This is a genomic window from uncultured Bacteroides sp. (genome assembly GCF_910585845.1).
Lineage (GTDB): Bacteria > Bacteroidota > Bacteroidia > Bacteroidales > Bacteroidaceae > Bacteroides.
This window is the reverse complement of sequence record NZ_CAJUHF010000017.1, coordinates 36252-61198: the sequence shown is the minus strand read 5'-3', so window position 1 is coordinate 61198 and position 24947 is coordinate 36252. Positions and strand designations below refer to the sequence as shown.

The 24947-nt window shown below is 48.8% G+C and carries 21 protein-coding genes, 1 tRNA gene and 1 pseudogene; 14 read left to right on the top strand and 9 right to left on the bottom strand.

Annotation, left to right across the window (positions count from 1 at the left end; translation table 11 throughout):
- Positions 1 to 297 precede the first annotated feature (297 nt).
- Positions 298 to 843 (bottom strand): UpxY family transcription antiterminator, encoded by a 546-nt coding sequence (locus QZ323_RS06800; protein ID WP_294633874.1) that lies wholly within the window; start codon positions 841 to 843, stop codon positions 298 to 300.
- Positions 844 to 1905: 1062 nt separating this feature from the next.
- Between QZ323_RS06800 and QZ323_RS06795 the strand changes: the two genes are divergently transcribed.
- The 3 genes and pseudogenes from QZ323_RS06795 (at position 1906) to QZ323_RS06785 (ending at position 5099) form a co-directional block, all read left to right on the top strand.
- Positions 1906 to 2268, top strand: coding sequence for a hypothetical protein (locus QZ323_RS06795; RefSeq protein WP_294633859.1), 363 nt, complete (start codon positions 1906 to 1908; stop codon positions 2266 to 2268).
- A 269-nt stretch (positions 2269 to 2537) separates the two neighbouring features.
- Positions 2538 to 3176 carry a BT4734/BF3469 family protein gene (locus QZ323_RS06790; protein ID WP_294633858.1) on the top strand — a complete coding sequence of 213 codons (639 nt, stop codon included), beginning with the start codon at positions 2538 to 2540 and terminating at the stop codon, positions 3174 to 3176.
- 89 nt (positions 3177 to 3265) lie between these two features.
- Positions 3266 to 5099: pseudogene (locus tag QZ323_RS06785) on the top strand (DUF3987 domain-containing protein).
- A 327-nt stretch (positions 5100 to 5426) separates the two neighbouring features.
- Here QZ323_RS06785 and QZ323_RS06780 read toward each other — a convergent pair.
- Positions 5427 to 5645 carry a DUF4248 domain-containing protein gene (locus QZ323_RS06780; protein ID WP_294633857.1) on the bottom strand — a complete coding sequence of 73 codons (219 nt, stop codon included), beginning with the start codon at positions 5643 to 5645 and terminating at the stop codon, positions 5427 to 5429.
- A gap of 345 nt (positions 5646 to 5990) precedes the next feature.
- On the opposite strand from QZ323_RS06780, the gene QZ323_RS06775 reads away from it, so the two are divergent.
- The 5 genes from QZ323_RS06775 to QZ323_RS06755 all read left to right on the top strand — a co-directional run bounded on the left by QZ323_RS06775 (position 5991) and on the right by QZ323_RS06755 (position 10276).
- Positions 5991 to 6554: a DNA-binding protein gene (locus QZ323_RS06775; RefSeq protein ID WP_294633856.1), complete on the top strand. Its 564-nt coding sequence runs from the start codon at positions 5991 to 5993 to the stop codon at positions 6552 to 6554.
- 44 nt (positions 6555 to 6598) lie between these two features.
- Complete coding sequence (locus QZ323_RS06770) at positions 6599 to 6706, top strand: smalltalk protein (RefSeq protein ID WP_294633855.1); 108 nt, start codon at positions 6599 to 6601, stop codon at positions 6704 to 6706.
- A 361-nt stretch (positions 6707 to 7067) separates the two neighbouring features.
- A complete protein-coding gene (locus QZ323_RS06765) occupies positions 7068 to 7616 on the top strand; it encodes a Panacea domain-containing protein (RefSeq protein WP_294633854.1) in 549 nt (182 codons plus the stop codon).
- Positions 7617 to 7626: 10 nt separating this feature from the next.
- The gene (locus QZ323_RS06760) at positions 7627 to 8106 is read left to right on the top strand and encodes a hypothetical protein (RefSeq protein ID WP_294633853.1); all 480 of its coding nucleotides are present in this window, start codon (positions 7627 to 7629) and stop codon (positions 8104 to 8106) included.
- A gap of 64 nt (positions 8107 to 8170) precedes the next feature.
- Complete coding sequence (locus QZ323_RS06755) at positions 8171 to 10276, top strand: Tex family protein (protein ID WP_294633873.1); 2106 nt, start codon at positions 8171 to 8173, stop codon at positions 10274 to 10276.
- On the opposite strand, the gene QZ323_RS06750 is transcribed toward QZ323_RS06755, so the two are convergent.
- Entirely contained in the window at positions 10215 to 11120 is a 906-nt protein-coding gene (locus QZ323_RS06750) for a type II CAAX endopeptidase family protein (RefSeq protein ID WP_294633852.1), read from the bottom strand. The two genes, QZ323_RS06755 and QZ323_RS06750, sit on opposite strands and share 62 nt — an antisense overlap.
- 243 nt (positions 11121 to 11363) lie before the next feature.
- On the opposite strand from QZ323_RS06750, the gene QZ323_RS06745 reads away from it, so the two are divergent.
- Together QZ323_RS06745 and QZ323_RS06740 are read left to right on the top strand one after the other, a co-directional pair.
- The gene (locus tag QZ323_RS06745) at positions 11364 to 12653 is read left to right on the top strand and encodes a Fic family protein (RefSeq protein WP_294633872.1); all 1290 of its coding nucleotides are present in this window, start codon (positions 11364 to 11366) and stop codon (positions 12651 to 12653) included.
- 58 nt (positions 12654 to 12711) lie between these two features.
- A complete protein-coding gene (locus QZ323_RS06740; protein ID WP_294633851.1) occupies positions 12712 to 13800 on the top strand; it encodes a leucine-rich repeat domain-containing protein in 1089 nt (362 codons plus the stop codon).
- Here QZ323_RS06740 and QZ323_RS06735 read toward each other — a convergent pair.
- Complete coding sequence (locus QZ323_RS06735) at positions 13766 to 15382, bottom strand: ATP-binding cassette domain-containing protein (RefSeq protein WP_294633850.1); 1617 nt, start codon at positions 15380 to 15382, stop codon at positions 13766 to 13768. The genes QZ323_RS06740 and QZ323_RS06735 overlap by 35 nt on opposite strands.
- A gap of 294 nt (positions 15383 to 15676) precedes the next feature.
- Here QZ323_RS06735 and QZ323_RS06730 point away from each other — a divergent pair, with 294 nt between their 5' ends.
- Together QZ323_RS06730 and dnaJ are read left to right on the top strand one after the other, a co-directional pair.
- Positions 15677 to 16285, top strand: a complete 609-nt coding sequence (locus tag QZ323_RS06730; protein WP_294633849.1) for a nucleotide exchange factor GrpE — start codon at positions 15677 to 15679, stop codon at positions 16283 to 16285.
- Positions 16286 to 16320: 35 nt separating this feature from the next.
- Positions 16321 to 17502 (top strand): molecular chaperone DnaJ, encoded by a 1182-nt coding sequence (dnaJ, locus tag QZ323_RS06725; RefSeq protein ID WP_294633848.1) that lies wholly within the window; start codon positions 16321 to 16323, stop codon positions 17500 to 17502.
- 100 nt (positions 17503 to 17602) lie between these two features.
- Here dnaJ and QZ323_RS06720 read toward each other — a convergent pair whose 3' ends face one another.
- The 5 genes from QZ323_RS06720 to QZ323_RS06700 form a co-directional block, all read right to left on the bottom strand.
- On the bottom strand, positions 17603 to 18061 hold the full coding sequence (locus tag QZ323_RS06720) for a WbuC family cupin fold metalloprotein (RefSeq protein ID WP_294633847.1): 459 nt from the start codon (positions 18059 to 18061) through the stop codon (positions 17603 to 17605).
- Positions 18061 to 18411, bottom strand: coding sequence for a UpxY family transcription antiterminator (locus QZ323_RS06715; RefSeq protein WP_294633846.1), 351 nt, complete (start codon positions 18409 to 18411; stop codon positions 18061 to 18063). Before QZ323_RS06715 ends, QZ323_RS06720 begins: the two co-directional genes overlap by 1 nt.
- A complete protein-coding gene (locus QZ323_RS06710; protein ID WP_294633845.1) occupies positions 18387 to 19496 on the bottom strand; it encodes a GNVR domain-containing protein in 1110 nt (369 codons plus the stop codon). The genes QZ323_RS06715 and QZ323_RS06710 overlap by 25 nt, the downstream gene beginning before the upstream one ends.
- Positions 19497 to 19506: 10 nt before the next feature.
- Complete coding sequence (locus tag QZ323_RS06705; protein ID WP_294633844.1) at positions 19507 to 21954, bottom strand: SLBB domain-containing protein; 2448 nt, start codon at positions 21952 to 21954, stop codon at positions 19507 to 19509.
- 134 nt (positions 21955 to 22088) lie between these two features.
- On the bottom strand, positions 22089 to 22844 hold the full coding sequence (locus tag QZ323_RS06700) for a polysaccharide biosynthesis protein (RefSeq protein WP_294633843.1): 756 nt from the start codon (positions 22842 to 22844) through the stop codon (positions 22089 to 22091).
- Positions 22845 to 23497: 653 nt separating this feature from the next.
- On the opposite strand from QZ323_RS06700, the gene QZ323_RS06695 reads away from it, so the two are divergent.
- Positions 23498 to 23570 (top strand) — tRNA-Thr (locus QZ323_RS06695).
- 157 nt (positions 23571 to 23727) lie between these two features.
- On the top strand, positions 23728 to 24768 hold the full coding sequence (mltG, locus tag QZ323_RS06690) for an endolytic transglycosylase MltG (protein WP_294633842.1): 1041 nt from the start codon (positions 23728 to 23730) through the stop codon (positions 24766 to 24768).
- The last annotated feature ends 179 nt before the right edge of the window (positions 24769 to 24947 follow it).

Here is a 24947-nt window from a genome sequence, read left to right as displayed (position 1 = left end):
TATCCCCAATATACTACACCGAAATATAAATGTCTTCAAAAACGACATAACTTTCTGAAGTGCCTAAAGTTAGACTATTTAATGAAGTAGTAAATATGGGTAGAATTGTTTTTATTATAGTAATATGGTAAAATGCTGATTTTATCCGACCAATCCAATTTTTTATATTTGTAGAAGAATCCCGTTATATATTCATATGGACTGATTCTTCGCAAGCTACTTAAACCTTGCTGTTAACTCCGAAATTTGAATAAGATCGAACTAAGAATAGCAATAGTGTTTCAAAAAGCAGAAAACTCACTCCCCCACCTTCTCCACCAGCTGCGGCGGAATGAACGTCGTCGCCACAGCCATGACACCTTCGATATTCACCACCACGCGGCGGTCGTGACGGATGCGGACAAACTCGCCGATCACCCCTTTGAACACACCGTCGGTGATGCGGACCTTCTGGCCTTTCACCAAGTTCAACTCCGTCGGTTCGAGATAGAGGATGGCCTCCTCATGACTACCTGCCACGAGGATGAAACTGCGCATCTGCACATCGGGAATGACGACCGGACGACAAAACTCACGGTTCATGATGAAACGGATGGGCAGACGACACTCAAGCTCCTCCTTCAGAGCATCGATGCGCTTGCGCGTGGAATGGACAAAGACGAGGTTGTGGATGGCAGGCACCAACTTACGGACACGCTTACCCTCCTTCACCCCCATGATGTAACGCATCGGGATAAAACTTTCGATGTGCTCTGCGTCGAGTATGGACTTCAATGCCAACTCGCGACTGTAGGTGACACGGACGGCAAACCAATGGAGCACGTTACGATCTTCAACCATCATTGTTCCGGAGAGTAGCGGACTCTCAATTCCACACTTCACAACAGGATATTCTTTAGGGACACCGGAGCAACGAAACGGCCACCGATCAATTTATGTAATGCGATTATTCTCAATAAATTACGCTGCATTCATCTTATCTCAACACTTCTCTACCATCGCGGAAAAAGAAGTCGTGAAACATTATGTGGACTTTCGGAGAGGAAAGCCGTAAACGGACGGAAACAGAAGAAAGAAATCATCTTTTACTCACCCGCTTAATCGCCGCAAATTTAAAAGGTATTTTTGGAACAAACAAATATTTAATAAAAATATTTCTTTGCGGCTTCTTGATCCAAGCCAATGAACATGCATACAACTAATTTTCCGTCAAACCATTACGTCAATTACATATTTTTTTTATTGAATAACATTTTCACATTTTCTTGCATGCTCCTTTTTTTACACATATATTTGCAGCTCGCAATAACCCCCATTCAAGAAACTGTTTTGATTTTCTTTCAGCTTCCTTCCGAGAGTTATTTTGCGGATTTTTACCTGTTTTCAAGAGGAGCATAGCGGCTATGCAACGAAGGGAAAAAGATAAAAAGACCGAAAATAAACTCAGAAAGTGCTGAGGAAAACTTTAAAGCTGAGGAAAACTTTAGAGCCTGTTTAAATTTTGTTCAGCCTTCTTTTGAGAGTTCTTTTTGAGGATGTTTTTCTGTTTTTATGAGGAGCATAGCGGGCTATGTGACGAATAAAAACAGAAAAACAGACCGAAAAGAAACTCTAAAGAAGCCCAAAAGAAGCTGAATAAATAACTTTTTGAATAAAATTTAAACAAGCTCTTAAAACTGAGGAAACCTTTAAAGCCGAGGAATCTTTAAAACTAAGGAAACCTTTAGAGTTGAGGAAACCTTTTTAAAAAAAAGGATACCTTTAAAACTAAGGAAACCTTTAAAACTAAGGAGATCTTTAAAAAAGAAAATTAAAACAGTTTCTAAAATATGGCCTCTTTCAAAAAAGAGACAAAAGAGGCAATTTTTTTTCAACACTATTCTTTTTGTCATAATCATTAAAAAGATGACTATAAATCAAAAGAATAGAGTCATAAAAAAAGGCAAGAAAAAGGTAGATAAATCTACCGAAAGTACTAACGTACAAGTAGTTAAAAAGAAGAGAGGTCCCAAGAGGAGTGCCGAGATTACCAGAATCACCAACCAAAGAAGAGTGATAGGAAAAGCCTACCTGGAGTTGTATGTGAACAACTGTCTGGATGTCAAATGGGGCAACGGACTGATGGCTTTGGCCAGGTTCCTACAATATGGGAAAGGCTACGTCAAGAAGAGCGGTGAAGACCTGGCTATCAATACGATAAGGATTGAACTGGGCGAATTGCTTAAAGAAATCTTGGAGGAAAAACCCAAAGGGAGAAAGAAATTTTAGTTTTAAACAGACAAAAAAAATAGTGTTATACAGGGTATTGCGAAAAGGACTAACTTTGCTCGTGCTTTAACAAAGATCGAGCCTCATGTCCTGAGAAGAAGATGCTGCTTTATCAAAACAAAGTAGTGTCTTCTTCTTTTTTTTTGCACAAACAGGAAAAGCGAGGCCTTTGCAGAAGCAAGCGAGCGAGAGAGAGAGACGGGGTAACTCCCCGACAACTCACTCATAATCAAACATTATTCAATTAACCCTAAAAAAAGAAAAAGAGAATGGAAAAGAGATTCAAAATGTCGCTGTTCATGCCGCCCATCTCCCCCATCAAGGACAAGGCCACCGGAAGGACTATGAAGTACGCCACCCTGGAACCGCTGCGCACGGTAGACCTGAAAGAAGTATACGAACTCATCACCAACAACCCAAGGCTTGCCGCACTCACCCTCGAAATACGGAATGCCGCAGAACGGGGAGACCTTGAGGCGTGCCGGATGCTGAAGCAACAGACCCTGCCCTACGTCACCCCGTGCGGCGTCTTCACCCGCCGGAAGAGCGACTGCATCAGCCAGCTGTCCGGTCTGGGAGTGGTGGACATCGACCACCTATCCTCCACACAAGAAGCCGAAGAACTGAAACAACTGCTGTTCGACGACCCCTACCTGAAGCCCGAACTGGTATTTGTCAGCCCCACCGGACGGGGCGTGAAGGCATTCGTGCCCTACCCGCAAGGAGTAGACGCCACGGAAGGAATCAGATGGGCCATGCACTACGTCCACTGCATGTACGACACCGAAGAGGGCACCAAGAACGGAACCGGCGTGGACACCTCGGGCAAAGACCTCGTACGCTCCTGCTTCTTGTGCCACGACCCGAAAGCGAGGATAAGAATGGAAAATGAGAGAAATGGAAAATGAAAAGGGGAAAATGGAAAATGAGAGAAATGGAAAATGGAAAGGGGAAAATGGAAAGATAAAAACACTATAAAAAACAAAGAAATCAAACCATGGATTCATTATTTTCACTGCATCGCCTGACCGAAGCGGTCAGGAATGCGGGAGCGGACATCGCCCCCACTTATCAAGAGTATGTGCAACTGGCATTCGCCATCGCCAACGATTGCGGAAAAGAGGGACAAGAGGACTTTCTGTCCCTATGTAGTTTATCGCCAAAATTCAACCGGCAAAACGCCGAAAAACTCTTCAAAAATGCGCTGAATAGCGGCAGGAACGGCGTACACCTGGGTACCGCGTTCCACCTCGCCCAACTGTGCGGCGTGAAAACAGAGCAAATGGAGACAATGGGGACAGTGACCCCCGGCTCCCTCACACACACACGATCGCGCGCACGCGTATAATAGGTGTACACAAGAAAAATACACAGAAGAAGAAGAGGAGGAAGACAGCCTTTCCTACAAAGAAGAGTTCACCCCGGGCAGTGACCCGCTGACCTCCCTCCCCACCCTCGACAAGACCCGCCGATGGCCCCGACTGCTGGAACAAATCATCAGCCATGCCTCCTCCGACGCCCAACGCGACGTCATGCTCTTAGGCAGCATCGTCACACTTGGCTCCACCATGGCGTGGCACGTCAGGTGCATATACGGAGGAAAAGTCATATCACCATGCATGCAGATGATAACCCTGGCAACGCCCGCGTCCGGAAAAGGCGTACTCTCGCTGGTGAGGCTGTTGGTAGAGCCTTACCACGACGAGATACTCCGGAAGTCGGACGAGGCAATGACCTGCTACCTGCGCGAAAAGGCCAAGTACGACGCACTGGGCAAAGGACGAGCCGACGTGGACGCACCCGTAATGCCCGTCAAAAAGATGTTCCTCATCTCCGGCAACAACACCGGAACGGGCATCCTGCAAAACCTGATAGACTCCGACGGCGTCGGGCTGATATGCGAAAGCGAAGCGGACACCGTATCCTCCGCCATCGGATCGGACTACGGGCACTGGAGCGACGCCATGCGCAAGGCTTTCGACCACGACCGCATCACCTACAACCGGCGCACGGACCGCGAATACCGCGAAACGAAGAAGTCATACCTCTCCGTCCTCCTATCGGGCACTCCCTCGCAGCTGAAGCCGCTGATACCCAGTGCGGAAAACGGTCTTTTCTCCCGACAGATTTTCTACTACATGCCGCCCATACGGAAATGGAAGAACCAGTTCTACCCCCAAGACGCAAACCTCGAAGAGGTATTCACCCGGATGGGTATGGAGTGGCGCGAGCAGCTGAAAACCCTGCAAATGGGCGGCATCTACACGCTGAAGTTCTCGGACGAACAGAAGGAGGAGTTCAACCGGCTCTTCTCGCAGCTTTTCGAGCATTCGGACCTGATCAACGGTAGCGAGATGTCGGGCAGCATAGCGCGTCTTGCCGTCAACCTGTGCCGCATCATGGAGGTGGTGGCCATGTTGCGCATACTCGAAAGTGAAGACATGACCCGTTCGCCCCTACTCATGCCCGACCCGGACATTGCTACCGACAACCTGAAGGACAACATCATCAGCCGATGGGAGATCCGGATCACTCCCGAAGACTTCTCCACCGTGCTGTCTACGGCCAACACGCTCTACCGTCACGCCACGCATGCCCTCTCCCTTCTGCCCTCCACCGAAGTGAGCCACAGGGGAAATGTCGACCGCGACGCCTTGATGATATGCATGAACGAGCAGTTCACCAGAGCCGAGTGGATGCAGCAGGCGAAAGAGATGGGAATAAAGCCCAAAACCGCCCAGACCTGGCTGAAACGGATGAAAAGAAACGGACTGGTGGAAAGTACCGAGAAAAGAGGGGTTTATCACAAGCCCAAACCCAAGGAAAAGTAGATTCTGAGGATGATACTCTCTCGTGCGTACGTGTGTACGTGTATGTGCGTACGTGTATGTGCGCACTTACGCGTGTGTGTGTGTGTGAGGGAGCCGGGGGTCACTGTCCCCATTGTCCCCATTAGCAGCGTAAACCTCAACTCTACGGTGCTAAACCTGAGGTTTAGGGGTGAAAAAGTGAAAGGGGACAATGAGGGTCAATGAAATGGAAAATGGAAAATGGAAAGGGGAAAATGGAAAATGAAGGGAGAAGAGAAAAAATAAGAAGAAGAAAAAAAGTAGGAAAAATTTTCCATTTTCCACTTTCCATTTTCCACTTTCCATTTTTCAAGGTTCTCCCAATGCGCGGACGATTAGGGTTACTTGGGCGGGTGTATAGGTGCGTGAACGGGGAGAGAGTCCTGAGGCAGCGAGGTTTTCACGCAGGCCGGGATAGAGGTCGATCCACTGTTTCAGTTTGCGGTAGGCAGAATCGGGGCACAGGCCGGGATTGTAAAGCTGGGCAAGTTCGGTACGCCCATAAGTACGTATTTCAAAAGGTTCCATAACAGATATACACATTTTATATTTCAACAAATGTAGCTAAAAATCACGATATTACCAAGTGCGAAAGGCATAAAATAGAGGATGAAACGGGATAAAACCGACCATTACCGACACTAACCGACAGTCAGCGACCGTTACCGTCGATAAGCTCCTGCTACCGTCGATAATCGTCCGGAAACGGCAATAATCTCCCGCTACCGGCAATAAACGTCCGGAAACGGCCGTAACCGTCGGTAACCGACAGCCTCACACGACGCTGCACTATCTTTGCATCGTTAAGCTTAACACAGAGAGTGAATCGTTTAAAAACAGTTATTAACCCAAAAAAGAAAAAAATTACGTATTATGATTCGTTACAAAAAGTATCAAGTGATGGGCGAGAAAAGCCCGCTGAAAGGCCTCTGGTATGCACGCCCCGTGATCGAAGAGACTTATGACACCGACAAACTTGCCAAGCACATGGCCAACCACAACACTCCTTTTTCGAGTGGCGTCATCAAAGGCGTCCTGTCCGACATGATTGCCTGTATCAAGGAGCTGATCCTGGACGGCAAGAACGTGAAGTTGGACGACCTTGCCATCTTCTCCGTGGGAATCGTCAGCAAAGGCGGCGCCCAGTCTTCCGACCTGTTCTCGCTGGCGAACAACGTGAAGGGGCTGAAGCTCCGTTCGCGTGCCACGGGTGAGCTGAGCAACGCCCAGATCAATCTGGAAGGACAGCTGAAGGAAGCGTCTATCTACTCCCCGGAGACCCGTTCGTCCGACAGCGGCACGACTGGCGGTTCCGACGAAGGCGGAAACGGCGGAAGCGGAAACGGCGGAAGCGGAAATGAAGGTGGAAGTGGAAACGAAGGTGGAAGCGGAAACGAAGGTGAAGGCGGAGGAGTAGATGAGAATCCGTTCGGCTAATCTAAAACAGGCTCTAATCTCTTAACCCTAAAAATCAATATCCCATGAGTAAATCAGAGAAATCTAAAACCGTCTGGGGAATCATCCTCAAAGTAATCATCACTGCCGCCACCGCCATTGCGGGCGCTTTAGGATTAGGATCATGCAAATAGCAGGCGCAACAGACGCACGGGCACCTCCGGAGAAGTGCCCGTGCCCTTTGGAAACACATAAGAGCCTGTTTAAATCTTCTTCAAAAAGTTTTTTATCCCACTTCTTTTGAGTTTCTTGCCGGTCTGTTTTCCTCTTCTTATTCGTCACATCACCCGCTATGCTCCTCATAAAAACAGGAAAACATCCTCAAAGAGAACTCTTAAAAAGAGGCTGAACAAAATTTAAACAGGCTCTAATCACATAAAAAACAAAACAAAAACATTATCTTTGCAAAATAAATAGTCAATGCTATATAACCCAACTGACAAACTTACATATATCAGTGTCATTATATAGTACTTACTTAAAAAAAACAGGAGCATGAATCAGTCTAAAATAGGAAACTTATTAGCTTATCTTTCATCTAAGGTCAAAGATATCAATCTTAGAAAACTAATCAAATTAGTCTATCTGATAGATGAAGAATCAGTCGTCTCACGGGGGCTGTCTGTAACGTGGCTGACATACTATGTATGGGAAAAAGGTCCTGTCGCTCCATGTATTTACAATATAAAGCAAAATGGAGGTGACTTCTCTAAATATGTCAATGTACATAGGGACAGAGAAGAAAAGGTAATTGTCACTCCGGTTGTAAACGAAAAAGAGAGCGCACTCCAGTTCAGTAAAAAAGAACTGAGACTGATAGATTCTATTATCCGGAAATATGGAAGCTTGTCCGCCGATGAACTATCGGAAATAACTCACAAGCCAGACGGGCTATGGGATAAAGCGAAGAAAAAATATAATCCCAACTTCAAATCGTCTAACGGATGTTCTGAAATAGAATTGAACTTGATGGATTTAATACAAGGAGATAATGAAAAAACAAGCGTTTACAACGACGCTTACGAGATTGCTGTCATGTGTTAATCGAATAAAGATGTTATCACCGCAAAATGTAATTCGAGGTTTTTGCAAAAGCACCAATCCCCCCAAATATAAATATTTGATTTCTTTGTATCGAAGTGAAGAATTGAATATAATTGCCTGTTTCACCACATCGCAGGATCGTGCCGGAATACCCTTGGAAGAGATAAGACACGGAGTCATAAAAAACAAGAAAAACGAAATCATTTCTTATGTGTTCTTGACCGATGTATGTGTGGGGAAAACACCTGAGGATAAGGATTTTCACTTTCCGCTTCAATCTGTCATACGCTTCGACTATTGCTTTAAGGAAGGAAATCAGGCAGAACTTTTATCGAATTTTGAATCTCCCGTCATTGTATGCAAATTGAATGACAAAGAATATGAGGATTTAATCTATGCCATGTATAAAAGTGACGATACCCCGGAAGTATATAAGCCTCATTTTGAAAAGATTTTATTTAAATTAGGGCAGAAGAAGACTGCTATATAGATACAACACACTTATTTTCAATATTATATATCGTTACCAGCGTATGATAACATCATTTCAACCCATGATCTCCGCCACCCTCGGCATCTCCGAGAAGCAGGTAGCCCACACGCTCGCCCTGCTGGAGGACGGAGCCACCATCCCCTTCATCAGCCGCTACCGCAAGGAAGCTACCGGCGGACTGGATGAGGTGCAGATCGAAAACATCAAAACCCAATACGAGAAGCTGAACGAAACCGCCAAGCGGAAGGAAACCATCATCGCCACCATCAGCGAACAGGGAAAGATGACCCCCGAACTGCAAAAGCGCATCGACGAGACCTGGGATCCCACCCTGCTCGAAGACATCTACCTGCCCTATAAGCCCAAGAGGCGCACACGCGCCGAAGTGGCACGCCAGAAAGGACTGGAACCCCTCGCCACCCTGCTGCTTCTGCAACGCGAACCCCACCCCGCCCGACGCGCCGAAGCCTACGTGAAAGGCGACGTGAAGAACGCGGAAGAGGCACTGAAAGGTGCACGAGACATCATCGCCGAACAGGTGAACGAAAACGAGCAGGCACGCAACACCGTACGCTTCGCCTTCGCACGGCAGGCAATGGTCGTGGCCAAGGTGGTGAAGGGCAAAGAAGCGGAAGCCGACAAATATCGCGACTACTTCGACTTCAGCAAACCGCTGAAAAAGTGCACCTCCCACCAGCTGCTTGCCATACGCCGCGCCGAAGCCGAAGGCCTGCTGAAAGTGAGCATCACCCCCGACGACGACGAATGCACGGAACGACTGGAACGACGGTTCGTCAGGGGCAACAACGACTGCGGGAAGCAGGTGGCGGAAGCCGTGCAGGATGCCTACAAGCGTCTGCTGAAACCCTCCATCGAAAACGAATTTGCCGCACAGAGCAAGGCGGCGGCGGACGAAGAGGCCATACGGGTATTCGTGCAGAACCTGCGCCAACTGTTGCTTGCCTCCCCGCTGGGACAGAAACGGGTGATGGGGATAGACCCCGGATTCCGCACCGGTTGCAAGGTGGTATGCCTCGACGCGCAAGGTAACCTGCTACACAACGAGAACATCTATCCGCATCCTCCGGTAGGCAAGACCGCAGAGGCCGTGGCGAAACTCCAGAAGATGGTGGAAGCCTACCGGATAGAGGCCATCGCCGTAGGCAACGGCACGGCAAGCCGGGAGACGGAGGAGTTTCTGAAACGGCAGACGTTCCGCACCGACATACAGGTGTTTGTGGTGAGCGAACAGGGTGCATCCATCTACTCCGCATCCAAGATTGCCCGCGATGAGTTTCCCGAATACGACGTCACCGTGCGCGGAGCAGTATCCATAGCCCGCCGGCTGATGGACCCGCTGGCGGAACTGGTGAAGATAGACCCGAAATCGATCGGCGTCGGACAATACCAGCACGATGTGGACCAGGCGAAACTGAAGAAATCGCTGGACCAGACCGTGGAAAGCTGCGTGAACTCCGTAGGCGTCAACCTGAACACGGCAAGCAGCCACCTGCTGACCTACATCTCGGGACTGGGTCCGCAGCTGGCTCAGAACATCGTCAACTACCGTGCGGAGAACGGCGCGTTCACCTCGCGCAAGCAACTGCTGAAAGTGCCGCGCATGGGTGCCAAGGCTTTCGAACAGTGTGCCGGCTTCTTGCGCATCCCGCAGGCGGAGAACCCGCTGGACAACTCCGCCGTGCATCCCGAAAGCTACTGCATCGTGGAACAGATGGCAAAGGACTTGGGCTGCAACGTGGCAGAACTCATCGCCAACAAGGAGTTGCGGCTGAAGATAAAGCCGGAGAAGTACGTCACCTCCACCGTGGGAATGCCTACGCTGAAGGATATCTTGCAGGAGCTGGACAAGCCGGGGCGTGACCCGCGGGGACCGATCAAGCTCTTCGAGTTCGACAGCAACGTGCGGACCATCGACGACCTGCGCGAAGGCATGGAGCTGCCGGGCATCGTGGGCAACATCACCAACTTCGGGGCATTCGTCGACATAGGCATCAAGGAGAACGGGCTGATACACCTCTCGCAGCTTGCCGACCGCTTCATCACCGACCCGAACGAAGTGGTGTCCATCCACCAGCAGGTGCGCGTCAGGGTACTGAGCGTCGACACCGGCCGGAAGCGTATCGCCTTGAAGCTGATCGCAGACTGACCGCAACGGCACATAGCATCAACGCGGTGCACACCACGGAGGCTTCGAATCCGAAAGCACCGCCGTTGATGAGGTCGTTGCCGGAGACATGCAGCGTCAGCAGCGTATCGCCAAAATCTCCCCCGCTCACCCCAAAGCCCAGCACGGGCCCTTGCAGCCAATTCCAAAAGAGGTGGAGGGCGATGGGGAAACAGAGGTTGCGCGTGTATATGTAGGTGGAGCCTAACAGCATGCCTGCCAGCAGGATATTGAGGAAGGCTATCAAGGAAAAGCCGGGATTGAAGAGGTGCATCAGCGAAAACAGTGCAGCCGAAAGCAGCAGTGCCGCAAAGCGGTTGACACCCGCCGCCAGCAAACGTCCCAACACGAAACCGCGGAAGGCAATCTCCTCCGAGAGCGCCACCAGCAGCATCACCAGGAATGACAGCAGCAGTCCCGGCGCATCGAAACGGACGGAGACCACCTCGATCTCCCCTAACCCGCACAGCACTCCGAAGCCCACTGCATAGAGCAGCAGTGCATACATCATGCCTTGCAGCAGGTCTCTCCCCCTCCCCTTGGGCGACAGTCCCAAGCTGGAGAACGGCAGATGGTCTCCTGCCCTCTGCAAGACCAGCGCAGCCAGAACGGCTCCTGCCAGGAAACATCCCCGAACCACCAGTTCACCCACTCCCTTCCCCAGCTTCGGGCTGGCGGATAGGTCGGGCAGCAGCGATGCAGCCACCATGTACAGCATCACGGCAAGGCCTTGCATCAAAGATAGATAGATGATGATCTTTGCTGCCAACAGTATGTAGAAAAGTGCTTTCGACCTTCCGGAGAGAATTGCTTTGTTCTTGTTCATTGGGATTATATGCAGTTACGATGTTATGTATCAAGTCAATTCTGTTTAACAATAAATCAAGCTACAAAAGTAATCATTACTTTCTGATTGACGAATTTTACAGAAGAAACGCACTGTGGGATGACGGATTTTTTGCGTTATTTTCCCTGAAAAATTGGTCATTCGACATTATTTGCGCATTTTTGTCGCAAAATTTGCGACGATAAGCGTTGTTTTTTGTCGCACTAAACAAATAAAGGCATGATGTATATTCACGAAAAAGACAATTGGACCCGCTTCCGTTGGGATGCTTCGCAGGTGTCGCTCCTTCAGGAACAGGTATGCCGTAAGCAAGGAATGCTTTATGGCAGGTTGAGTTCGCTGGGCTTTGACAGCAAGTTGCGGGCAATGGCTGAAAACCTGACGTATGACGTAGTGTATTCCTCGGAGATAGAGGGGGTACTGCTGAACGTTGACCAGGTACGTTCCTCCATTGCCAGAAGACTGGGAATAGAAAATGTGAAGCAGACCGCTCCTTCCCACTATGTCGATTCTGTAGTAGGCGTCATGCTTGAAGCCGTGCAGTGCTATGACCAACCTCTCAGTAAAGAGAAATTGTGTGCCTGGCAATCGGCTTTCTTCCCTTCCGGTTTCAGCGAAGGCAGCCAGATAGAAGTGGGCAAATATCGAACCAACGAGGAACACATCGTCAGTGGAATGTTCGGACGCGAGAAGATTCATTATATTGCACCATCTCCCGAACGTGTGCCGAGAGAGATGCAGCGTTTTCTTGCCTGGTTTGATGGCAAAGAACCTATGAGCAGCGTCATCCGCTCTGCCATTGCGCACTTTTGGTTTGTGAGCATACATCCTTTCGAGGATGGTAATGGCCGATTGGCCCGCATCCTTTCAGATATGCTCCTGGCCCGTGGAGAGAAGAGCGAGTTCCGTTTCTACAATATATCCTCCCAAATCAATAAAGACAAGAACCGCTATTACGATATACTGGAACGTACACAGCGTGGCGATGGAGACATCACCGAATGGTTAGTTTGGTATATGCAGAAGTTAGCGGATGCACTGGGCGAAGCTGAAGCCACGATAACAATGATCCTGAACAAGAGTTTCTTTTGGCAGAAGGCATCATCTGTGCCCATGACAGGCCGGCAGGTGCAGATGCTCAATCTCTTCCTTGACGGCTATGAGGCCAAGATAACGTCAAAGACATGGGCGGCACTGGCCAAGTGTTCGAAAGACACCGCCATACGTGACATTCAGTACCTTGTCAGCAAGAACATACTGATAGAGGACATTCCTGGCGCCAGACGTCCCATCTATTCCATCGTCTATGATGTGGAAGACCTTACGCAGTTCTTCACAGAAGTGAACATAGTCGAAGAGAATGGCAGAGCGTATCTCAATGCCTTGTTCAAAGGAAAGAAGAAAGTATGCGAAAGGATATTGTCACTTGATGCAGAACGCTACCATAAGGGGGATCTTCCTCTTTCGAATCTGCTCAGTAAATACTGTTCGTATATCATGGCAGACAAGTAAAGCTCTTCCGTATTCCACTTTTTTTCGTAACTTTGTCCTTCACATAAAGAAAACGATCATGAAAATAAAGAAAATATTCGCCACTGCAACGCTGGCCCTGTATGCCTGCGCAGTTATCGCACAGAATCCCGGTAGCACAAAAAACCGGAAGACTTATTTCGTTGCCAAACCCGGCACCCTGGTGTCCATGATGACCGAAGACGAAGCCAACGCCATCACCCACCTCACCCTGACCGGAAAGCTCAACGCCATCGACTTCAAGCACCTGAGGGATGAGTTCAAGAACTTGCAGGTGCTCGACATCGCCAATGCCTCCATCGTGATGTATGCCGGCAAAGGCGGTACCTATCCCGACCGCTTCTACGTCTACCCGCCCAACTGCATACCCGCCTACGCCTTCTGCCGGCAGACGGGCGACAGCCTCTTCCACGGCAAGACGACACTGCGGAAGGTCATCCTCTCGGACAAGACCAAGAACATAGAAGACGCCGCCTTCAAAGGATGCGCCAGCCTGACCGTGTGCCAGCTGAAAAAGAAAACGGCTCCCAACCTGTTGGCGGAAGCCTTGGCAGACAGCATAACAGCCGTCTTTGTCCCCCTGGGCAGCAGCGATGCCTACCGCGCCAAGAAGAATTGGGATACTTTTGCCGTCATAGAGGGCGAACCGGTGGAAGCCTTCGTGCAGGTGGGACAGATGGGCAGCCTTGCCAGCGAACTGCTCGAATCGGGCGTGCAACCCCGCGACGTGAACTTCCTCACCGTAGAGGGGAAACTGGATGCTGCCGACTTCACCCTGATACGCGACTACATGCCCAACCTCGTTGCCGCCGACCTGAGCCGATGCAACGCCGTAGCCATCCCAGAGTACACCTTCACACAGAAGAAATACCTGCTACGCATCGCCCTGCCCCAAGGACTGAAAGTGATCGGACAACGCGCCTTCAGCGGCTGCGGACGCCTGTGCGGCACATTGGTATTGCCCGAAGGGCTGACCGCCATAGAGTATGGTGCATTCATCGGATGCGACAACCTGCGTCATGTGAAAGTCACAGGCAACAAGCTGACCACACTGGGCGACAACCTCTTCGGGGAAGGGGGACAGAACAAGCTGATCAATCCCCATACATCCGCGCCCTCAGTTCCTTGATGTGGTCTGAGGTGATGTATTCGTCATACTCCATCATCTTGTCGATGATGCCGTTCGGCGTCAGTTCGATGATGCGGTTGGCTACGGTCTGTATAAACTCGTGGTCGTGTGAAGAGAAGAGGATATTGCCCTTGTAGGTCTTCAGGTTATTATTGAAGGCCTGTATGGATTCCAGGTCCAAGTGGTTGGTAGGAGTGTCCAATATCAAGCAGTTGGCATTGCGCAGCTGCATACGTGCTATCATACAGCGCATCTTCTCGCCTCCCGACAATACGCTTGCCTTCTTCAGCACCTCTTCGCCCGAGAACAACATACGTCCGAGGAAGCTCTTCATGTAGACCTCGTTCCCCTCACCGAACTGGCTCAGCCATTCTACCAAGTTCAAGTCGGTATTGAAGAAACGGGTGTTGTCCAGCGGCAGGTAAGCGGTAGTGATGGTGACACCCCAGTTGAAGGTTCCCGCATCCGGCTTCATCTCTTCGTTGATGATCTCAAACAGCGAAGTCATGGCACGCGGATCGCGCGAAAGGAACACGATCTTGTCTCCCTTCTCCACATTGAAGTTGACATCACGGAAAAGCACCGTACCGTCTTCCAGCGTCTTGGTCAGGCCCGATACTTCCAGAATCTGATTGCCCGGCTCGCGTTCGGGGGTGAAGATGATGCCCGGATACTTGCGTGAAGAGGGCTTGATCTCCTCTACGTTCAGCTTCTCCAGCATCTTCTTGCGGCTGGTGGTCTGCTTGCTCTTTGCCACGTTGGCGCTGAAACGGCGGATGAACTCTTCCAGTTCCTTCTTCTTCTCTTCTGCCTTTGCGCGCTGGTTCTGCTGCTGGCGGAGTGCCAACTGGCTCGACTCGTACCAGAAGCTGTAGTTTCCGGCAAACAGGTTGATCTTGCCATAGTCGATGTCGACCGTATGTGTACATACCGAGTCGAGGAAGTGACGGTCGTGGCTCACCACCAGCACCGTATGCTCGAAGTTCGCAAGATAATCTTCCAGCCACATCACGGTCTCCATGTCCAAGTCGTTGGTAGGTTCGTCGAGCAAGAGGTTGTCCGGATTGCCGAAGAGAGCCTGCGCCAGCATGACACGCACTTTCTCCTTACCGCTCAGGTCGCCCATCATCAGGTAGTGCTTGTCTTCCTTGATGCCCAGACCGCTCAGCAGGGCAGCTGCATCGCTCTCGGCATTCCAGCCGTCCAGTTCTGCAAATTTCTCCTCCAGCTCGGAGACCTTCAGACCGTCTTCGTCCGTGAAGTCTTCTTTCGCATAGAGCACTTCGCGCTGCTTCATGATGTCCCACAAAATCGTATGCCCCATCATCACTGTATCCATCACCGTAAAGGCATCCCACTTGAAGTGGTCCTGGCTCAACACGGAAAGGCGTTCGCCCGATCCCAGCATGACGGATCCCGTGGTAGGCTCCAGATCGCCGGATATGGCACGCAGGAAAGTTGATTTTCCGGCACCGTTGGCACCGATTATACCATAACAGTTACCACTTGTAAACTTCAGGTTTACGTCATTAAATAACACTCTTTTTCCAAACTGTACGGAAACGTTCGAGACTGTAATCATTTGTATTTTATGAGTAGATTTATGAATTATATGCAAAAACAGCTGCAAAGGTAGTCATAAATCTTCAAATTGACAATTGCAATGACGATTGCTGTCAATATGACATAAAAATATTACCTTTGCAGCGTTTTCGGCGCAAGGTTAGCGTTTGGCAAAGTTTTTGTAGACACTGCCATATATCGGATGGAATCGGACAATCCGTATCTGACAATCCGGAAAGAAAGCCTTGACAACAAGAATGAAAACAAATCTTTTTTTTCTAAGGTAAACAACAAGAATAACAAAAAAAGAAATATGAATCCAAAAGAAAAAGAAAACATCTACGAAGAAGAGTTGAACTCCAAAAACACTCAAGAAGAAGTGGCGGAGAACGAAGAGAACCGTGAAGAAGGAAATGCCTGCGAAGAAAACGCACAGGAAGAAGCCCCTCTGACCGAAGAGGAAAGACTTGCCCGCGAACTGGAAGAGGCTAACAAAACCATAGAGGAACAGAAGGATAAGTATCTGCGTCTGGCTGCCGAATTCGACAACTACCGCCGACGCACAATGAAGGAGAAGGCAGAACTGATCCTGAACGGAGGCGAAAAGACCATAGACAGCATCCTTCCTACCGTGGACGACTTCGAACGTGCCCTGAAAAATATGGAAACTGCTACCGACGTGGCTGCCGTAAGAGAAGGAGTGGAACTGATATACAACAAGTTCATGTCCGCACTGGCACAGAACGGAGTGAAGGTGATAGAGACAAAGGAGAAGGCACTCGACACCGACTATCACGAAGCCATCGCCGTAATCCCCGCACCGGATCAGTCACTGAAAGGCAAGATCCTGGATTGCGTGCAGACAGGATACATGCTAAACGACAAAGTGATCCGCCATGCCAAAGTGGTGGTAGGAGAATAACCGAACATACGTGGTAGGAGAATAACAGGACATATATGGAAAAAAGAGATTACTACGAAATACTGGAGGTCGCCAAGACGGCATCGGCAGATGAAATAAAGAAGGCTTACCGAAAGAAAGCCATCCAATATCACCCCGACAAAAATCCGGGTGACAAAGTGGCGGAAGAGAAATTCAAGGAAGCGGCAGAAGCATACGAAGTGCTGAGCAACCCTGACAAGCGTGCACGATACGACCAGTTCGGACATGCCGGAGTGGGCGGTGCAGCCGGAAACGGAGGTCCCTACGGAGGTTTCAGCGGAGGCATGTCCATGGATGACATTTTCTCCATGTTCGGCGATATATTCGGCGGACGAGGTGGCGGATTCGGAGGTGGATTCAGCGGATTCGGAGGCGGATTCGGCGACGGAGGAAACCAGCAACGCCGTTTCCGGGGGTCGGATCTGCGCGTAAAGGTGAAACTGAACCTGAAAGAGATTTCCACCGGTGTGGAGAAGAAATTCAAACTGAAGAAATATGTTCCGTGTAGCCACTGCCACGGCACCGGTGCCGAAGAGAACGGAGGTACGGAAACTTGTGCCACGTGTAAAGGAAGCGGTACGGTGATACGAAACCAGCAGACCATACTCGGCACCATGCAGACGCGTACCACCTGCCCTACTTGTGGCGGTGAAGGCAAAATCATCAAGAACAAGTGTAAGGTCTGCGCCGGAGAAGGTATCGTGTATGGCGAGGAAACGGTGACCGTAAATATCCCCAAAGGTGTGATGGACGGCATGCAACTCTCCATGAGCGGCAAGGGTAATGCCGGAAAGCACAACGGTGTGCCGGGCGACCTGCTGATTCTTGTGGAAGAGGAAGAGCACAAGGAGCTTGTACGCGATGACAATGACTTGATCTATAACTTGCTTCTCAGCTTCCCCACTGCCGCACTGGGTGGTGCCGTAGAGATTCCTACCGTCGATGGAAAGGTGAAAGTGAAGATCGAACCGGGAACACAACCGGGGAAAATCTTACGCCTGCGCGGAAAAGGTCTGCCGAACGTAAACGGATATGGCACAGGCGACCTGCTGGTGGAAATCAGCATCTACGTGCCCGAAGCCTTAAGCAAAGACGAAAAGAAAGCTCTGGAAGAAATGGAGAAGTCGGACAACTTCATACCGAACAACTCCATCAAAGAGAAAATATTCAAGAAGTTCAAGAGCATGTTTGAATAAAGTGGAAAGTGGAAAATGGAAAATGGGAAGTTAAATATAACAATCAACTTTCCATTTTCCATTTTCCATTTTCCACTTTCCATTTTCAATTTCCCATTCCCTAAAGCTCAAGCATCCGCTTCATGTATTCCGCCACTCCTTCTGTATCGGAGGGCGCAGGAGCCCACGGTGCAATGTCTTCGGGCGGAAGCGGCTGATAAGGACCGGACTTGATTTCAAAAATAACCGTGCCCGTCTCTAAAACAACAATGCTATGCCACGTACCGGCAGGTATTTCCACTCCATAGGTTCCCGCCGCAGGATTCAGGCAGACTTTCTCTGTCACATTGCCTGAATCATCATAGAAGAAGGTCCACAGACTACCCCGCAACACAACATATGTCTCTTCCTTATCCGAATGGCGATGGGGAGGAAGATAAGTTCCCGGTTCCAACGCATTAAGCAGACGATGGATGGGCGCATCCAAAGACTCGTGAAAGTTATAGTTCATGCGCAAGCGGGAATTCTCCTGCGCCGCACGGGTCACACCGTCCAACAGTTCTTCTGATATCAGTTTCATCAGCATCCAAACATTTGGGCAAACTTGCCAAGCAAGCTTGCCTTATCCGACATTATGGAAATTTCTCTCCCCTCAGCATCCACCACAAAGGAGACCTTCTGAGAAGCCACGACAGATGACACACCGCTACAATCACCTTCAACAAATACACAACCGGCAAACAAAGGCACAATCACTTCCTTCGTCTTTCCATCCCAGCTTACATAGCTTGTCTGCATCGGACAATAGGTTCTGTATCCTGCCATTGCCAAACGTTGCATCAACTTACGTTCCGATCTCGGCGCTGTGTACAAGACGTACCAGCAATGCGAATTCTCATTCCTCATCATATCGTTAATTGCTTTTTCCATCCTTTTATGAAATCTTTCACGAACAAAATCCAACCCACACTGCCCGCAGCAGCAAGGAAGACAAAGCCTACAAGAATCATAGGCTTGCTCGGCTTGGAAGGGCGCAAAGGCACCGTTGCCGGCTGAACCACCGTGTAAACTGGAGTGATCTCCTGCACCTTGGCTTTTGCCATCTGCAATTGTTGGGCTACTTGGGTATATACGTTATATGCCAGATTCATCTCGTTCTGCAAACGTTCCTGCTCGGCACGGTAGCTCAGCAGGATGATATTTTGGTTGGCATCCACAAATGAGGCGTATTTCTCTTGAGCTTCCGTATAGTTGGCTTTTGCCTCATTATACAACTTCTCGGTAAATACCAAATCATGGCGTGCCTTGTTCGTACGGTATTCCGTGATGTAGTTCTGCAAACGGTGCATAACCGTATCTGTCAGCGATGCGGAAATCAAGGGATCCTGCATCGTTACCGTCAGTGTGGTAACACCGGTCTTCTTGTCAACCGAAACGGCAATACGATTGCTCAGTGCCTCCGCAATGTTTGCTTCGTCTTTGGTCAGCCTGAACGGATTCAATACGCCGTCGCCCGTTTCTTCATCGTCTCTAAACAAAGAGATGACCCATCCCAGCACCTTGAAAGGAGCCGAGGTTACGGCACTCCACCAAGGAGCACGCTGATGTTTGTCCAGATAGACATACAAGGTCGTGTCAACCTCCTCTTTATCGTCCTTCACTTTCACGTCGAACAACTCGATGAGGAAGGGCGTGGAACTTACAATGTCCGGATAAAGATCGGGCGACAGGGCGTCTTCGCCGATCGAAGCGCCCATATTGATTCCTGCCATAGCCGCCAAAGCACCCATACTGCCACCAGCGGATTTTCCGGTACTTTCCGGTGCCAATGTCACGCTGGTCGAATATTCCCGGGGAATGCTGAATGCAACAATCAGTCCCACGATGATGGCATATCCGCACGCCTTAAAAACCAATTTCCGTTCTGCCCAAACCTTTGCGGCAAGTTCCATCAGGTCTATTTCCTGCTCCTCCGGCTGCTGAGGAAGTGTATTCAGTCTGTTTTCTTCATTCATAATCAAAATTTTACTTAAAAGAGTTAGACAAAGTTGCCACCATCGCTGCAATGGTAGCGGTCGTACTGCTGATACCCAAAATCTCTGCCAGTGCCATGCGTTTCTTTTCGGACCTACTCGGAACGATAATCTCACATCCCGGTTCTATGGCTTTGGCACTTCTTGCCTTCAGACGCGCCACCGTACCGTTCATATATACCACATAGACTCTCTTCTTCTTTGCCAAATGGCCAAATCCGCCCGCCTGGTTTATGTAGTGTTTCAGTTTCTTGTCCCGTTGATATACCACTGTATTGGGATACATCACCGCTCCACTGATCTTCACTGTATTAACATATTCGGGGATGTACAGCACGTCACCCTCACGCAAGACAAGGTCATAATCGGAATGGGGGTTGGACAAGGCTTTCTCCAAATCGATACCTACCACGTAGTTGTCCGACATATTCAGTTTGGCCACTGAAATGGAATCTTTTCCCTCTTTGTTCTGTGCCATACGGAGCACATCGCTCTGGCGGAGTTTTTCTTCTTCCGACAAACGACGGATCAGACGCGCCCCTTTCACGTATGCATCAGGAGTTACACCACCTGCTTTGCTTATCAAATCGGACAAACGTTCGTTTTTCTGCAACAATGAGTAGCTGCCGGAGAAAAGCACCTCACCTGCAACAGTCACATTCTGCTGCTTACGGTAAGCGGGGCTCTTGCGGATATATACAGCATCAAACGGCTCCAGATAGAAATTCTCCGTGTCACTCACCAACAGACCGTCTTTTATGTCGAAGGTGAATGTCTTACCTAATATACTGCTGACCGAAGTGCTCTTCGGATCTTTAATACGACGGGTTACCTCAACTCTTGTTGTTGCAGCTTCTTCCAAAAGACCACCTGCTTGAATAAGCAAATCTTCGATAGTCATGTTCTTGGAGAAAAGGAAGGTACCGGGATTGGCAATCTCGCCATAAATGGATATGGTCTCTTCTTCTTTCAAGTCGTTGATGCTCGGTATGTAAAGGATATCATTCTTCTGCAAAGGAATATCGGCAACCGTACCTCTCAACAATCCGCCCAAGTCGATCGCAATGATCTCGTGAGACAGGTCTTCATGTTCGCGGTCGATCATGGCTCTGTTCAGGAAAGCATCGCCACGCAAGCCTTCCGCTTTCTTGATCAGTTGCTTCACGGTGTTCACCGTACCATCCAGCTGATACAATCCGGCACGGTAAACGGCTCCACGCACTTCCACGCGGTTTTCAAAACGGTCGAGCACGGCGTCGATCGTGATCATATCGCCATCGTCCAAACGGAAAACGGAATAGTCCATCTCGTCTACATTGTAAACCTGATGTTCGCGGCCGCTCTTACGTACAAGGCGAACTGCTTTCTTATAGGCATCACCCGTGAAACCTCCCGCATACTTTAATATAGTAGCCACAGTTTCCGTAGGCTTCATCTCATAGAACATCGGTCTCTTCACCTTACCTATAATCTCAACCAGTTCCTGATAAGGCTCTACCAAGATGACGTCGCCTTCCTGAAGACGGATGTCATCTTTCATCTGGCCCTTCATCAGAAAATCGTAAACGTCCAGATCGGCAAATGTCTTACCGGCACGCACTACCTTTATGCTACGCAAACTACCGATACGGTTCACTCCACCGGCACGATACAAGGCATGAAAAACAGTAGAAAACGCTGACAGCGTGTAGGTTCCCGGCACGGAAACTTCACCCATGATGTTGATCTGTATGGTTCGGATATCACCCAGTGTCAGCTTGATTTGAGAGTTCGGTTCGTTGCCCGAAATACCCGAATAGATTTTAGAAAATTCCCTTTGCAGGAACGAGTTTGCCTCTTTCACTGTCATCCCATTCAGATGGACAGGTCCCAAGCCACGCACCAAAATGGTTCCTTCCGGCGAAATGGTCTGGCGGATCGTATTTTCTGAAGCGCCCCAGATGTCAATGATGACTTCATCGCCCGGACCTAAACGGTAGTTGACCGGAGTGGCAAGATTGGCACTCGGTTCAAAAGAAAGATTACGGCTGGTAAACAGGCTATGACCGAAAATATTACTTACCGGAGCTTCTGGAACAGCTTTTGCATCACGCTTCAAGTCAATGATTTCTTTCTGTTCCTCCAATTGTGCTTCCTCATAAGAAGTACCTCTGACGGCTTGTCCATCTTTCATCAAAGATGTACGCTCACGAAGTTGCGAAGGTTTGTTTTCTACTCCTTCTGCAGCGGTGCTTTGCTCTGCATATTTCTTTTGGATACGGGCAACTTGTTCTTTGGTTACTCCTCTACGCAACAGTTCTGTAGTCATCTGCTTCTGAGATTTACCACTTCTCTGTGCCTCTTTCACATATTGAACGACTTGCTCATCAGACATCTGCTGGGCCATCATTCCCCCTGTCATGATGAAAATTGAAAAGAATAGTGCTAATAATCTACGCATAAGATATTGGATTAATCTTTAAAAATCCTACATTAAATATAAATCGGGCACAAAGGTAACACATTATTTCAGAAACGCCCAATTTATTTCGTGCCGAAATTTCAGAAAAACAATTAAAAGCAGATTCCCAGCTTTCAGACCATTATCTTGGAAACAGCGGTTTTTGAGATTATCTTTTTCATTTCATCGATGATGTTTTCCAAATTCTGCACGCAACTATTTTCCGTTAAAACATCAATCAGCCGACAGACATCGCCACCATCCGTGAAACGCACACTGAGTTGGCTGATTTTCTCGTTGTTTGTCGGCAGCAGGTCTTCTGCCTGTGCCTCTTCAAATATATATATTCCACCGTTTTCGCCCCAATTTCCTATCGTCAACAGCAGTTGGCAGGCTTCCGGCATAGTCATCAGGCTACGGGGATCGTGAGGATAAACATTGCCGAAACGGGCGACCATCAATTTAGTACAACTATTTTCCGACGTCGCCACACACGACATTCCTTGCACGTACATCTCCGCCAAACGCTTACTGTATCCCATTACATGAAGCGGAACCGATGCACAATCCGTAGAAATCATCATACATTTGGCTGCCCTGTATTTTACCGATAAGTCTACTACATTTTTTGTTCCTGCCACATTCGTCCGAACCGCTTCATACGGATATTCATCAAGCATGGAAATATCTTTATAAGCGGCAGCATGAAACACGAGCTGCGGCATGTATTGTCCGAAAATAAACTCCATGCGGCTACGGTTGGCAATGTCTGCCACCAGCACCCGTACATCGACTCCCTCCCAATGATCGGACAGCTCCAATTGGACATCGTACAGGGGTGATTCCGCCTGATCAACCAATATCAGCTGCCCCGGATTCAACTCACGCATCTCCTGTCATCAAAAGACATAAGTTCGTGCAACAACTTCCCCAAAATACGCAAAGCCACCATAAATGACACGTTCAGGAGGTATGCAACGAACACAATCCCATTGGGCAACGCCGTGCCGCCTCCCCCCACCTGCCAGGCGAAATTTCCAATACCCAGCATTCCATACCCCAGCGTAAGCGAGACAAACACCCTGGAAATATCCACAAACGAATAAAAACGAATAACTACAACAGAGGTGCGAAAAATGGAAAAGAAAATCCCATTGCACAGCAAAGAGAAAAAAAATCATCCATACATACGATGACATCTTATAGACCACGGACGAAACTTCCAACTGGAGAGTGTATGCCAATAACATGGAAATCATCACTAAAAAGAGATCAATAGCAACGACAGTCCATTGAGGAGCTATACGAGACAGGGAGACTCTATAATATTTCTTCAGATTCATAATTATTGTCAGATTTTAGATTAGCAAAAGGATATGCAAAGATGTATTTTTTATATTGATAAAACATTTTTTTTCACAAGAAATGTACTGTTTTCAATACAAAAATCCCGGTTCAGAAATATTTCTTGAAAAAAAGTCTCTTTTCTTTTCGTAATTTCAAAGAAAGCTGTAAATTTGCACCCCGTAAACGAAAAGTTACTGCCGCTATAGCTCAGTTGGTAGAGCAACGCATTCGTAACGCGTAGGTCGCCAGTTCAAGTCTGGCTAGCGGCTCATCAGGAAGAGATGCTTATGCATCTCTTTTTTATTCCACATATTCTTCTTACCTTTGCGCAACTGATAGAGATTATCGCAAAAAGAAATTTGCAAAAAAGAAAATGGGGCTCAAGCCGGAAATTGCAAAAAGAAAGAAAAGAAAATCGCAAGACAGATGAAAAAGAAGACGAAAAGAATCCTGATAGGAAGCGCGGCAAGCCTGTTCCTCATAGGAGCCGTTTGTGCCGGAATATTCTATTACTACATATTCTATCCGCAGTTTCACCCGCAGAAAACAGCATACATCTACATCGACAGAGACGATACGACGGACTCTATATATAATAAGGTGAAAGAAAAGGGACATCCCAAGAGTTTCACCGGATTCCTTTGGATGGCACGCTGGAAGAACTATACGTCGGCAGACATCCACACCGGACGCTACGCCATCCGTCGGGGAGAAAACGCATACCACGTCTTCAGCCGTCTGTACAGGGGGTATCAGGAGCCTGTCAACCTGACCATCGGCAACGTACGCACCCTCGACAGGCTGGCACGCAGCGTGGGCAAACAACTCATGATAGACTCTGCCGAAATAGCCCTTGCCATGAACGACAGTGCCCTCCGGCAGAAGATGGGATACACGAAAGAGACCTTGCCCAGTCTGTTCATCCCCGACACCTATCAGGTCTATTGGAACATGAGTGTAGACGAGTTCTTCGCCCGCATGCAGAAAGAGCATGAGAAATTCTGGAACCAAGAACGCCTCGCCAAAGCCACCACCCTCGGCATGACACCGGAAGAGGTCTCTACCCTCGCCTCCATCGTGGAAGAGGAGACGAACAACACTGCCGAAAAACCAATGGTAGCAGGCCTGTACATCAACCGCCTGCACAAAGGAATGCCGCTACAGGCAGACCCCACCATCAAGTTTGCCCTTCAGGACTTCGGCTTGAGGCGCATCACCAATGTACATCTGAACGTAGATTCACCCTACAACACCTACCTGCATGCCGGATTGCCCCCCGGCCCCATACGCATCCCCTCTCCCACCGGCATCGATGCCGTATTGAACCACGTGAAGCACGACTACCTCTACATGTGTGCCAAAGAGGATTTCTCGGGCACGCATAACTTCGCGTCCAATTATGCCGACCACATGAGAAATGCAAGAAAATATTGGAATGCGTTAAACGAAAGAAAGATTTTCCGATAAGATGATGATAAAATAAAAGCAAAGGGCTATATTTGCGAGTGAGAAACACAGCGGTGTGCCAGAACTCACCACAGATTACGCAGATTACGCAAATTGGCACAGATTTTATGATAAAAACATCAGCAATCCATTCAGAGAATGCATTCAGAGAATGGCATGATACATCCGGGTAACTTGTG

Coding starts and splice junctions, on each gene's coding strand:
- QZ323_RS06800 (WP_294633874.1), bottom strand. CDS start 843: ATGATGGTTGAAGATCGTAACGTGCTCCATTGGTTTGCCGTCCGTGTC.
- QZ323_RS06795 (WP_294633859.1), top strand. CDS start 1,906: ATGACTATAAATCAAAAGAATAGAGTCATAAAAAAAGGCAAGAAAAAG.
- QZ323_RS06790 (WP_294633858.1), top strand. CDS start 2,538: ATGGAAAAGAGATTCAAAATGTCGCTGTTCATGCCGCCCATCTCCCCC.
- QZ323_RS06780 (WP_294633857.1), bottom strand. CDS start 5,645: ATGGAACCTTTTGAAATACGTACTTATGGGCGTACCGAACTTGCCCAG.
- QZ323_RS06775 (WP_294633856.1), top strand. CDS start 5,991: ATGATTCGTTACAAAAAGTATCAAGTGATGGGCGAGAAAAGCCCGCTG.
- QZ323_RS06770 (WP_294633855.1), top strand. CDS start 6,599: ATGAGTAAATCAGAGAAATCTAAAACCGTCTGGGGAATCATCCTCAAA.
- QZ323_RS06765 (WP_294633854.1), top strand. CDS start 7,068: ATGAATCAGTCTAAAATAGGAAACTTATTAGCTTATCTTTCATCTAAG.
- QZ323_RS06760 (WP_294633853.1), top strand. CDS start 7,627: ATGTTATCACCGCAAAATGTAATTCGAGGTTTTTGCAAAAGCACCAAT.
- QZ323_RS06755 (WP_294633873.1), top strand. CDS start 8,171: ATGATCTCCGCCACCCTCGGCATCTCCGAGAAGCAGGTAGCCCACACG.
- QZ323_RS06750 (WP_294633852.1), bottom strand. CDS start 11,120: ATGAACAAGAACAAAGCAATTCTCTCCGGAAGGTCGAAAGCACTTTTC.
- QZ323_RS06745 (WP_294633872.1), top strand. CDS start 11,364: ATGTATATTCACGAAAAAGACAATTGGACCCGCTTCCGTTGGGATGCT.
- QZ323_RS06740 (WP_294633851.1), top strand. CDS start 12,712: ATGAAAATAAAGAAAATATTCGCCACTGCAACGCTGGCCCTGTATGCC.
- QZ323_RS06735 (WP_294633850.1), bottom strand. CDS start 15,382: ATGATTACAGTCTCGAACGTTTCCGTACAGTTTGGAAAAAGAGTGTTA.
- QZ323_RS06730 (WP_294633849.1), top strand. CDS start 15,677: ATGAATCCAAAAGAAAAAGAAAACATCTACGAAGAAGAGTTGAACTCC.
- dnaJ (WP_294633848.1), top strand. CDS start 16,321: ATGGAAAAAAGAGATTACTACGAAATACTGGAGGTCGCCAAGACGGCA.
- QZ323_RS06720 (WP_294633847.1), bottom strand. CDS start 18,061: ATGAAACTGATATCAGAAGAACTGTTGGACGGTGTGACCCGTGCGGCG.
- QZ323_RS06715 (WP_294633846.1), bottom strand. CDS start 18,411: ATGGAAAAAGCAATTAACGATATGATGAGGAATGAGAATTCGCATTGC.
- QZ323_RS06710 (WP_294633845.1), bottom strand. CDS start 19,496: ATGAATGAAGAAAACAGACTGAATACACTTCCTCAGCAGCCGGAGGAG.
- QZ323_RS06705 (WP_294633844.1), bottom strand. CDS start 21,954: ATGCGTAGATTATTAGCACTATTCTTTTCAATTTTCATCATGACAGGG.
- QZ323_RS06700 (WP_294633843.1), bottom strand. CDS start 22,844: ATGCGTGAGTTGAATCCGGGGCAGCTGATATTGGTTGATCAGGCGGAA.
- mltG (WP_294633842.1), top strand. CDS start 23,728: ATGAAAAAGAAGACGAAAAGAATCCTGATAGGAAGCGCGGCAAGCCTG.